This window comes from Corallococcus sp. AB030 (assembly GCF_003668965.1).
GTDB lineage: Bacteria > Myxococcota > Myxococcia > Myxococcales > Myxococcaceae > Corallococcus > Corallococcus exiguus.
The window spans coordinates 1-9,999 of record NZ_RAWQ01000288.1 but is presented as its reverse complement, the minus strand read 5'-3'; the positions used below and the strand labels follow the sequence as shown (position 1 = coordinate 9,999).

Annotated in this window: 9 protein-coding genes; 6 read left to right on the top strand and 3 right to left on the bottom strand. The window is 70.8% G+C overall.

What is annotated here, in order from left to right; translation table 11 throughout:
- Positions 1 to 337 precede the first annotated feature (337 nt).
- The 3 genes from D7Y15_RS40000 to D7Y15_RS39990 all read right to left on the bottom strand — a co-directional run bounded on the left by D7Y15_RS40000 (position 338) and on the right by D7Y15_RS39990 (position 2,679).
- Complete coding sequence (locus tag D7Y15_RS40000; RefSeq protein ID WP_121755850.1) at positions 338 to 775, bottom strand: biopolymer transporter ExbD; 438 nt, start codon at positions 773 to 775, stop codon at positions 338 to 340.
- Between the two features lie 3 nt (positions 776 to 778).
- Positions 779 to 1,471, bottom strand: coding sequence for a MotA/TolQ/ExbB proton channel family protein (locus tag D7Y15_RS39995; RefSeq protein WP_120581012.1), 693 nt, complete (start codon positions 1,469 to 1,471; stop codon positions 779 to 781).
- 215 nt (positions 1,472 to 1,686) lie between these two features.
- Positions 1,687 to 2,679, bottom strand: a complete 993-nt coding sequence (locus D7Y15_RS39990; protein WP_121755849.1) for an aldo/keto reductase family protein — start codon at positions 2,677 to 2,679, stop codon at positions 1,687 to 1,689.
- Positions 2,680 to 2,837: 158 nt separating this feature from the next.
- Between D7Y15_RS39990 and D7Y15_RS39985 the strand changes: the two genes are divergently transcribed.
- From D7Y15_RS39985 to D7Y15_RS39960, 6 genes are all read left to right on the top strand, one after another.
- On the top strand, positions 2,838 to 4,397 hold the full coding sequence (locus D7Y15_RS39985) for a hypothetical protein (protein WP_121755848.1): 1,560 nt from the start codon (positions 2,838 to 2,840) through the stop codon (positions 4,395 to 4,397).
- A 19-nt stretch (positions 4,398 to 4,416) separates the two neighbouring features.
- Entirely contained in the window at positions 4,417 to 5,415 is a 999-nt protein-coding gene (locus D7Y15_RS39980; protein ID WP_169832339.1) for a MoxR family ATPase, read from the top strand.
- Positions 5,408 to 7,198, top strand: coding sequence for a hypothetical protein (locus D7Y15_RS39975; RefSeq protein WP_121755847.1), 1,791 nt, complete (start codon positions 5,408 to 5,410; stop codon positions 7,196 to 7,198). Before D7Y15_RS39980 ends, D7Y15_RS39975 begins: the two co-directional genes overlap by 8 nt.
- Positions 7,195 to 8,181, top strand: coding sequence for an ABC transporter ATP-binding protein (locus tag D7Y15_RS39970; RefSeq protein ID WP_121755846.1), 987 nt, complete (start codon positions 7,195 to 7,197; stop codon positions 8,179 to 8,181). Before D7Y15_RS39975 ends, D7Y15_RS39970 begins: the two co-directional genes overlap by 4 nt.
- Positions 8,178 to 9,704 carry an ABC transporter permease gene (locus tag D7Y15_RS39965; RefSeq protein WP_169832340.1) on the top strand — a complete coding sequence of 509 codons (1,527 nt, stop codon included), beginning with the start codon at positions 8,178 to 8,180 and terminating at the stop codon, positions 9,702 to 9,704. The genes D7Y15_RS39970 and D7Y15_RS39965 overlap by 4 nt, the downstream gene beginning before the upstream one ends.
- Before the next feature lie 5 nt (positions 9,705 to 9,709).
- Positions 9,710 to 9,999 (top strand): DUF58 domain-containing protein (locus D7Y15_RS39960; protein WP_199746041.1); only part of this gene is annotated, 290 nt, incomplete at its 3' end.

Below are 9,999 nucleotides of genomic sequence, written 5' to 3'. Positions count from 1 at the left end.
TAACCAGTATTATTTTTATCAAATGCCGCGCCGCCCACCTGGATCTACACTTATGCGATCGTCGGCAGCGTCAGATGTCTATAAGAGACAGGGGCTCCTCCGGCTTCTCCTCGGGAGGCGGCGGGGGCGGGGGCTTCTGCGCCTCCACCATGACCAGCTCCACCGGCTTCTGGATGGACGCGAGCTTGCGGCCCTCCAGGGTGGAGAGGAACACGAAGGCCACCCCGTGCAGCGCGAGCGACACGAGGACGAACACGAGCAGGAACCGCGTGGAGCGGTCGCGCTGGGGCAGGGAAGAGGATTCGAGGACCGCCTGGCTCATCGTTGCGAAGCCTCGTCAGGGCGTGGCGGGCGCGGTCCGGGCAGGGCCAGCGTCCTTCTCGATGTTGAGGGCGAACTTCGCGATGCCCTGGCCCTTCACCACGTCGATGAGGCGCATCACGCGGCCGTAGGCGAGCGTCTGGTCCGCGCTGATGATGGCGCGCGTGTCCTTGTCCTTGGCCACGGCCTCCGTCACGCGGCGGGACAGGTCGGCTTCCGTCACCTCCGCGCCGTCGAAGTAGAGCTTGCCCTCCTTGTCGAGGACGACGTTCACCAGGCCCTGCACCGTCTCACCGCCATTGGCGGCGCGGGGCAGGTCCACCTCCACCGTCTCGCGGACGATGAAGTTCGCGGTGACCATGAAGATGATGAGCAGCACCAGCACCACGTCCACCAGCGGGGTGACGTTGATGCCTGAGATTTCCTCGTCGCTGTCGTTCGCGCCGCCGGCCATGGGCTAGTTGCCCCCCGCGGCGCCCGGCTTGCGCGCCTTCATGGCGCCCACGAGCGCGTGGCCCAGGGCGGTGGTGCGGCTGGTGAGCGTCTTCAGCTGGCGGTTGAAGATGTTGAAGGCGACGACGGCGGGGATGGCGACGGCGAGGCCCACGGCGGTGGCGACGAGCGCCTCCGAGATACCGGCCATCACCGTCTGCTGCATGGCGCCGCCCTTGGCGTTCATGGCGCCCAGGTCGTTGAAGGCCTTGATGATGCCGAGCACCGTGCCGAACAGGCCGATGAACGGGGCGTTGTTGCCCAACGTGCCCAGGATGGACAGGCCGCGCTCGTACTGGGGGCGCTCGCGGGCGACGGTGGACGCGATGACCTGCTCCACGGTGTCGGGGCCCTGCTGCGCGGAGGCCAGGGCCTCGCGGATGACGGAGGCCTCCATGCCCTTCTGGTTCTTCACTTCACCGGCCACGGCGTCGAACTCGCCGCGCGCCAGGCGGACCGCCAGGGCCTCCGAGTTGGCCAGCCGGTGGCGCGAGAAGTAGACGGCGCGCTCCAGCATCACCGCGATGGAGATGATGGACAGCGACACGAGCAGCCAGAGCACCCACTCGGCGCTGCCCAACGTCACCCCGAGCAGCTTGCTGCTCAACCATCCGAGTTCGGGTTGGGCCGCCTGGGCCAGGAGGAAGAAGGACGTCATGTGGGGAAAGCCCGGTTCAAGAGTGGGACCGCGTTAACGCGCGGCGCAGTCTCTTGTTCCCCCCAACTTAAAAGTCAAATGGAACGGGGTGGAGTTCACCCCGCTGTCGCGCGCCACTGGACGGGCGCGGCGAAACCAGGGCGCGGATGTCATATCCCAGGCACCGAGCGGGACGGGCGTCGGAGTGCCTGCCCGCCGGGTGGATGAGCGCGTTTTCAGGGTCGGCGGTTGGGGCTGGTGGTCTGCGCGGGGTCGCGCTCCACGACGGGGCCGAGGATGGAGTCGATGCGGCGCATGAGCTCCGCGTCGAGCTTCACGCCAGTGGCCTTCACGTTGTCGAGCACCTGCTCCGGCTTGGACGCGCCGATGATGGCGGAGGAGACGCTCTTGTTCTGGAGCACCCAGGCGATGGAGAGCTGCGCCATCGACAGGCCTGCTTCCTGGGCCAGCGGCTTGAGCTGCTGGACGCGGGTGAGCACGTCGTCGGTCATGAAGCTGGTCATGAACTGCGAGCCCGGGGTGGCGGCGCGGGTGTCCGCGGGCGGGGGCTTGCCGGGGAGGTACTTGCCGCTGAGCACGCCCTTGGCCATGGGGGACCAGACAATCTGGCCCAGGCCTTCGGCGTCGGAGGTGGGGATGACCTTGGACTCGATGACCCGCCAGAGCATGGAGTACTGGGGCTGGTTGGAGATGAAGGGCACGCGCAGTTCGCGGGCGAGCTTCGCACCGGCGGCGATCTGCTCGGCGGTCCATTCGGAGACGCCGATGTAGAGCGCCTTGCCCTGGCGGACGATGTCCGCGAACGCGAGCATGGTCTCTTCCAGGGGCGTCTCCGCGTCGAAGCGGTGGGCCTGGTAGAGGTCCACGTAGTCCGTCTGGAGACGGCGCAGGGAGCCGTGGATGGACTCGATGATGTGCTTGCGCGACAGGCCGCGGTCGTTCTGGCCGGGGCCGGTGGGCCAGTAGACCTTGGTGAACAGCTCATAGCCTTCACGGCGCTGGCCCTTGAGGGCGCGGCCGAGCACGGCCTCGGCCTTGGTGCCGGCGTAGACGTCGGCGGTGTCGAAGGTGGTGATGCCCGTGTCGAGCGCCGCCTTCACGCACGCGATGGCGGCGTCCTCCTCCACCTGGGAGCCGTGGGTGAGCCAGTTGCCGAAGGAGATTTCGCTGACCTTCAGACCGCTGCGACCAAGGAATCGGAAGTTCATAGGGGGCGGCACACTAACCGCCGCCTTTGGAGGTCCGCTCGGGTTTCGCGGTTTCTCGACAGCTGGAGTCGGACGGGCGACCGTCCACGGCGGGATTCGACCGTTCCCGGGCGTCGCTTGTGAACGGTGGGCTGGGTGTCCGACACTGGCTTCCACGCATGGCCGCCAGTGACGAACGCCGCTTCCAGTCTCTCGTGCTCGCGCCCATCCGGCGCGTGCAGCGGCGGCTCAACGTGGTCGCCTGGAGTGGTGCGGGCATCGCTCCTCTCTGGGCCATGGCCACCGCTTGCGTGCTGTCACGGTTGCTGCTGCGCGACCTGGCTGTCTGGGCCGTGCCTCCGCTCGTCATCGCGGGGCTGGCGTGGTGGTTCGTTCGCGCCCGGTCTCGCGGCGTGTCGCTGGAGTACGCGGCGGTGCTCGCGGACCGCTCCGCCAACGCTGGTGGCCTGCTGCTCACGCGGCTGGAGCGCCCCGTTGGTGAGTGGGAGCTGAGCCTCAACCAGTTCGCTCAGCAGGTGAAGCCTCCAGAGGTCCCGTGGCGCCGGCCCGTGGGGGCGTTGTTGGGTGCGCTCCTGTTCCTCGCAGTGGGGTTCCTCGTTCCGCTTCCGGCGTTGCGCACGTCGAACATCAACGCCGCCGCCGCGACCCAGGTCGCCGCCGTGCAGGCGCAGGCCGAGGCTTTGGCCCGTGAGGAGCCCCTGGGCCCCGATGTCGAGGAGGAACTGCGCCGGTTGTCGGAAGAAGTCGCGCAGGGCCGCTTCGACTCCGCGGATTGGGAAGCCGCGGATGCCCTGGAGCAGCGGCTCGCTGAACGCGCCTCCGAGGCCGCCGCCGAGCTCAACCGCGCCTCCGAGGCCGCCGCTGAACTGGAGGACGCGCTCGCCGCCGCTGGGAGTGCCGAGACCGCCACCCGTGAGCGTGAGTCACTGGAGCAGGCCCTGATGGCGCTCGATGCGCGCGCCAGCGGGAACCCCGAGGACTCCGCCGCCGGTGATCAGGAGGCTCCCGCGTCCGAGCAGAACTCGCAGGGGCAGGGCGCGGATGGACAGAACAGGGGTGATCAGCAGGGCGGCGACAAGCAGGGCTCCGGCGACCCGTCGTCCCGCGAGGCCCAGGCCCGTGCTTCCGCTCGCGCCCAGGCCTCTGGCTCTCCGGATCAGATCGCTGACCTGCGCCGCACACTGGAGCGGCGGCAGCAGTCGCTGGCCCAGCGCTTTGGAGAGGAAAACGCCTCACAAGGGAACCGCGGCGCCCAGGCCCGGCGTCCCACCCGGCGTCAGCAGTCCGGACAGGGACAGAAGGGCCAGGGCCAGAAGGGGCAAGGCCAGGGTCAGGAGGGGCAGGGCGAAGGTGACGGTGAAGAGGGCGACGGCGAGGGCCAGCAGGGCAATCAGCACGCGAGCCGGAACACGCGGCAGGGCAAGGGCGAGGGCGCGGGCGTGAGCCGGGGCGGGGAGAGCCAGCCGGTCGTCTTCGGCGGCGAGGCGGAGATGGATCCGAACCGGCTCGCGTTCCAGCCGCTGCCGGATGGCAATGGCGGCGATGCGGAAGAGTTGTGGGGCCTTCGCGCAGCGGATCCGCAGGCCCGCACGGGGCAGGCGGGGCCGTCCAGCGCGAAGGGCACGGGCGCGAAGGGCGATGCGACGGCGGGACCGACCTCCGGTCCGCTGCTGCCTCGCAACCGCGACCTGGTGAAGCGGTACTTCGGTGGTCCGTAGTCCAGAAGGGGGAAACGACGTGGCAGCGGAGCTTCTGAGTCCCGCCGAAGCGCAGGGCGCGGCGGACGTGGCGTCCCGGCTCAAGTCCGGGCTCAACCAGGTGATGCTCGACCAGGAGACGGTCGTCGAGCAGGTCGTGACAGCGGTGCTCGCCCGGGGCCACGTGCTCCTGGAGGGCCTGCCCGGCCTGGGCAAGACGGAGCTGTGCAAGGCCCTGGCGCGGCTGCTGGCGCTGCCCTTCCGCCGCATCCAGTTCACCCCCGACCTGCTGCCCGGCGACATCACCGGCACCTACGTGCTGGAGGGCGAATCGCGCCGCGACTTCGTCTTCCGCGAGGGCCCGCTCTTCGCGAGTCTCGTCCTCGCGGATGAAATCAACCGCTCCAGCCCCAAGACGCAGTCCGCGCTGCTGGAGGCCATGCAGGAGCGGTCCGTGACGGTGCTGGGCCAGACGCGGCCCTTGCCCGACCCCTTCTTCGTGCTCGCCACGCAGAACCCCATCGAGCTCGAAGGCACGTACCCGCTGCCCGAAGCGCAGCTGGACCGCTTCCTCTTCCGCATCCTCGTGCCGCCCGTGGGCGCCAAGACGCTGCGCACCCTGCTCACCACGCGCGTGCGCGGCGCGCCTCCCTCGCAGGAGCCGGTGCTGGACGCGGAAGGCCTGTCGCGCCTGTTCGCCGCCGTGGACCGCGTGCACCTGCCCGGCCCGGTGGCGGACTTCATCGGCCGGCTGGTGGAGGCGTCCGACCCGCGCCAGCCCTCCGCTCCGGAACCCGTGCGCCGCTTCGTGCGCTTCGGCGCGAGTCCCCGCGCGGCGCTGGCCCTGGCCGCCGCGGGCCGTGCGCGCGCGCTGCTCGATGGCCGGCCCAACGTGGGCTTCGACGACGTGGTGGCCGCCGCGCCCGCCGCCCTCAACCACCGCCTGGTGCTGGCCTACGAGGCGTCGCTGGAGAAGGTGACCGCGCCGGACGTGGTGCGCGAGCTGCTCAAGGCCACCCCCGAGGTGCCGCGTGGCTAGCCGCGCGTCCTGGGCCTTCGCCCTGTGCCTGGGGGTCCTGCTCTGGACGGGCCTGCCGGGTGTCCCCGGTGGGGCGGTGGCGTTCGCGACCCCACCGGTGGCGGTGGCGGAGGCAGTGGATGAGAAGGGGCCCCAGGGCAGCGGCTACCGCGAGGTGGTGGAGACGGCGGAGTCCTTCCCCCAAGCGGGGGAGCTCGGCGAGGGGGACCTCAAGGCCACCGTGCGCACCGCCACGCTGGTGCCAAGCCGGGGGTACACCCCCATCCAGGTGACGGTGCAGAACACAGGGGCACAGCCGCGTCCGGTGCGCCTGGTCATCCGCTCGCCGCAAGGCCGCGTCACGGAGCGCTCGTTGGAACTGGGCCCTCGCGAGCGGATTGTCACCTGGCTCCTGATGCCCGCTGACCTGCAGACGGGACAGCTGTCCATGGAATCTCCCGGGCTGTATCCCAGCTCCAAGGGCTTCTACCTGGATGGCTACCGGGGCTCGCGCGTGATGGTGCTGGGCGACGTGAAGGCCTTCGAACAGGCCACCGGCTTGAGCCGCTCGCAGGAGAACATGGAGCCGCTCGTCGCCGCGCGCTTCGTGGAGCCGCGCACCGCGCCGCGCGAGCTGGCGGCCTACGCGGGCTACGACGCGGTGCTGGTGGCGGTGCCGGCGGACCAGGTGCCCGACGACGTCTGGGCAGTGCTGGAGACGTTCGCCGTGACCGGCGGCAGGCTGGTGCTGGATCAGCCCCCCGCGAATCCGCGCCTGCGCTTCCCGCTGCTCCAGGATGAGAAGGCGGAGCTGTCGCCCTACGGCTTCGGCTCCGTGCGCCAGTTCCGCGCCTGCCGGACGCGGGTGCCGGGCTGCGGCTTCAGCCTCTGGGAGGACACGGAGCGGTCGTCGGCCGTGGTGGTGCCCGCGGGCCCGCCGCCCCGCTGGGAGCGCCACGACCTGCTCAGCGATGGGCGCTTGCCGCTGCTGTTGAGTGCCCGCGCGCCCGTGGGCCGCTTCCTGCTGCTCATCTTCCTCTTCGTGCTCGCGGTGGGGCCTGGCGGGTGGATGCTCGCGCGGCGCAAGGGGCCGCTGGCGGTGCTCATCGCCGTGCCCACGTTGGCGGTCCTCACGAGCTTGGGGCTGGTGGCGTGGTCCGTGCTGGTGGATGGCTTCAGCCTGCACGCCGCGCGCTACAGCCTCACGCTGCTGGACCGCGAGCGGTCCCGCGCGGTGACGGTGGGGCTCAACGCCTGGTACGCGAACCTGGCGGAAGAGAGCGTGCGCATGCCCGCCTCCAGCGTGCTGCTGGCCCCGGAGTCCCCCGAGGATCCGCCGCGCCTCCTGGACTGGACGAACGGGCTGGTGGTGAAGAACAGCTTCCTGCCTTCGCGCAGCTACCGCGAGTGGGGCGAGGTCGCCGTGGTCCCCTCGCGCGCGCGGCTGACGGCGCACAAGACCGACGGTGGCGTGCGGGTGCAGAACGCGCTGGGGGCTCCGCTGAAGGGCGGCACGTTGAAGCTGGACGGCCAGCGCTATGTCCTGCCGGAGCTGGCGGACGGCGCGGAGGGGCTGGCCCCGCCGGAGGAGGCGGAGGCCGGGGACGCGGACCTGCTGGGCCTGGAGCACGAGCCACGCATGCGCTTCCAGGACGCGGTGGCGCCCCTGATTCAGGAACTGGAGGACGGAACGTTCGTGGCGCGGCTGGGCGGGCGTGGCTTCACGCCCACGGCGGCGCTGGACGTGGAGCTGGAGGCCGCGCTGCACGTGGTGCGCGGCCAGGTCGAGGAGGCACGACGATGAGCCTGCTGGAGGTGAAGGGGCTGCGGCGCGACTACGGAGCGCTGCGCGCGGTGGACGACGTGTCGTTCACGCTGGAGGCCGGCGGCATCCTGGGCTTCATCGGGCCCAACGGCGCGGGCAAGAGCACCACGCTGCGCATCCTGGCCACGCTGGACGTGCCCACCGCGGGCACGGTGCTGCTGGACGGCACGTCGCTGGTGGACGCGCCGGACCGGGCCCGGCCGCTGTTGGGCTACATGCCGGACCGCTACGGCACCTACGACGACGTCACCGTGAGGGAGTTCCTGGACTTCTTCGCGCGCGCATACGGACTGAAGGGCGCGCAGCGCAAGCAGCGGGTGGACTCGGTGATGGAGTTCACGGGGCTGGGGCCGCTCTCGCACAAGCTCACCACGGAGCTGTCCAAGGGCATGCGCCAGCGCGTGGCTCTGGGGCGCACGCTGCTCCACGACCCTCGGCTGCTGCTCCTGGACGAGCCGGCGGACGGATTGGATCCACGCGCGCGCATCGAGCTGCGGGAGCTGCTGCGCGCGCTGGCGGATCAGGGCAAGGCGGTCATCATCTCCAGCCACATCCTCACGGAGCTGGCGGAGATCTGCGACAGCTGCGTCATCATCGAGCAGGGGCGCCTGCTGGCCCAGGGCAAGGTGGAGGACCTGCTGCGCCAGAGCGCGGGCCCGTCCCGCGTGATGGAGCTGACGGTGCGGCTGGCGGCGCAGGGCGACGAGGCCGAGGCGCTGTGGTCTCGCACGGAGCGCACGCTGCTGGAGCAGCCGCGCGTGAAGGACGTGGCTCGCGAGGGCGGCGCGCTGCGCGTACGGCTGGAGCTGGAGGCGGACGCGGGGCCGGCGCAGACGGAAGCGGCCGCGGCGGCGCTGCTCGCGGCGCTGGTGTCGCAGGGGCTGCCGGTGTGCGCGTTCAGCCCGCGCGAGCGCAACCTCGAGGACGCGTTCATGACGGTGACGAAGGGGAGGGTGGCGTGAGCACGCAAGCAAGTCCCGCGTCGGGCGCGGCCGAGTCCGCCCCCTCGCCGGGGGTTCCCGCCGCGGTGTCCGACCGTTGGGAGAAGTGGGGCGACCGGCTCAACCCGCTGGTGGTGAAGGAGGTGCGGCAGGGGCTGCGCACGCGCGTCTTCTGGGTGAGCTTCGGGCTGCTGCTCGCGGCGTGCCTGGTGCTGTCGCTCATCGCGTTCGCGAACACGCACGACAGCACGTACACGCGCGAGGGGCGGTCGTACTTCTTCTCCTTCTTCGTGTGCCTGGCGCTGGTGCACTTCGGCCTCATCCCCTTCAACGCGTACCGTTCGCTGGCGCGCGAGCGCGAGGACGAGACGTGGTCGCTGCTGCTGCTCACGGGGCTGGGACCCCGGCGCATCCTGCGCGGCAAGGTGGCGTCCTTCCTGGTGCAGGCGGTGCTGTACGCGTCAGCGGTGGGGCCGTTCCTGCTGTTCAGCTACTTCCTCAACGGCATCGACCTGCCCACCATCCTGATGGTGCTGATGTTGGGCGGGGCGTGGATGGTGTTCCTCACGCTCGTGTCGGTGTGCGCGGCGACGGTGGCGGACAGCCGGATGGGACGGGCCGCGGTGCGGTTCGCGCTGGTAGCCGTGCTGGTGGTGACGTTCTTCCAGGCGCTGACGTTCGCCTTCGTGGTGACGAATGAGCGGGGCAGCGGGTTTTCGTTCGACCGGAACTTCTTCCTGGGGCTGGGCGCGGTGTTCTGGCTCCTCGTGTCGGACGGGTGGCTGGTGTTCGAGACGGCGGTGGCGCGGCTGTCGCTCGTGACGGAGAACTACACGCGCCATCCCCGGCGGGCGTTGGTGGTGCAGGTGTTCCTGACGTTCGTGGGGATGACGGCGGTGTGGTGGCTCATGGACCGGGAGGAGGACATCCCCGGGGTGATGGGCATCCTCGGAGGTCTGCACCTCATCTTCGCCACCCTCTTCATGGCGACGGATGTGGACGGGCAGTCGCGGCCGCTGCGCGCGGGCACCCGGGCGTGGACGCTGTTCAGGCCTGGGGCGCTGCGCGGCTTCCGGCTGTCGGTGCTGCTGCTCGTGGGGTGGGCGGTGGGGTGCGCGGTGCTGGTGTGGCTGGCGTCGGATGGCTCGAAGGGGAGCATGCGGTTGGCGATGTCACAGGGGGCGCTGGCGCTCTACGGGGTGCTGTACCTGTCGGTGGCGCTGCTGTTGGGGCGGATGCCGCGCTCGGGGCGATTCGCGTCGCCGGTGTCGGTGCGGTTGCTCTACGTCCTGGTGGGAATCCTGGGGGCCGGCGTGCCGCCACTGCTGGCGGTGTTCCTGGACCTGGAGGGGCGTGATGAGCTGCTCAACCTGCTCAACCCGATCCTGGGGACGCTGAACTTCGGCAAGTACGACTACAGCGACCCCAGTGGTCTCAAGATGCCGCCGGAGCTGCTCCTGTGCGTGGCGCTGGTGGCGTTCCTGGCGGCGTTCGCCGCGGACCGGGTGCTCGCCGAGCGCGAGCGGCGGGCCCACGAGCAGTGAGCGCGATGTTGGATGAGGCGGAGGTGGCGCGCCTGGCGCCGGGGTTGAGCCTGGCGCTGCCGCGCCTGCCGCAGCGGGGACGGGTGGGCGAGGTGCGTGCCACGTCCGCGGGCAGCGCGATGGAGCTGCACGACTTCCGCGCGTACCAGCCGGGGGATGACCTGCGGCAGCTGGACTGGAACGCCGTGGCGCGCACGGGGGAGCTGGTGCTGCGCGTGCGCCAGGACGAGGTGTCGCCGCGCGTGGAGGTGCTGCTGGACGGTTCACGCAGCATGGGGCTGTCGCCGCGCAAGGC

What these genes read in the sequence shown, in the direction of transcription:
- D7Y15_RS40000 (WP_121755850.1), bottom strand. Translation starts at nt 775, where the DNA reads ATGGCCGGCGGCGCGAACGACAGCGACGAGGAAATCTCAGGCATCAAC.
- D7Y15_RS39995 (WP_120581012.1), bottom strand. Translation starts at nt 1,471, where the DNA reads ATGACGTCCTTCTTCCTCCTGGCCCAGGCGGCCCAACCCGAACTCGGA.
- D7Y15_RS39970 (WP_121755846.1), top strand. Translation starts at nt 7,195, where the DNA reads ATGAGCCTGCTGGAGGTGAAGGGGCTGCGGCGCGACTACGGAGCGCTG.
- D7Y15_RS39990 (WP_121755849.1), bottom strand. Translation starts at nt 2,679, where the DNA reads ATGAACTTCCGATTCCTTGGTCGCAGCGGTCTGAAGGTCAGCGAAATC.
- D7Y15_RS39985 (WP_121755848.1), top strand. Translation starts at nt 2,838, where the DNA reads ATGGCCGCCAGTGACGAACGCCGCTTCCAGTCTCTCGTGCTCGCGCCC.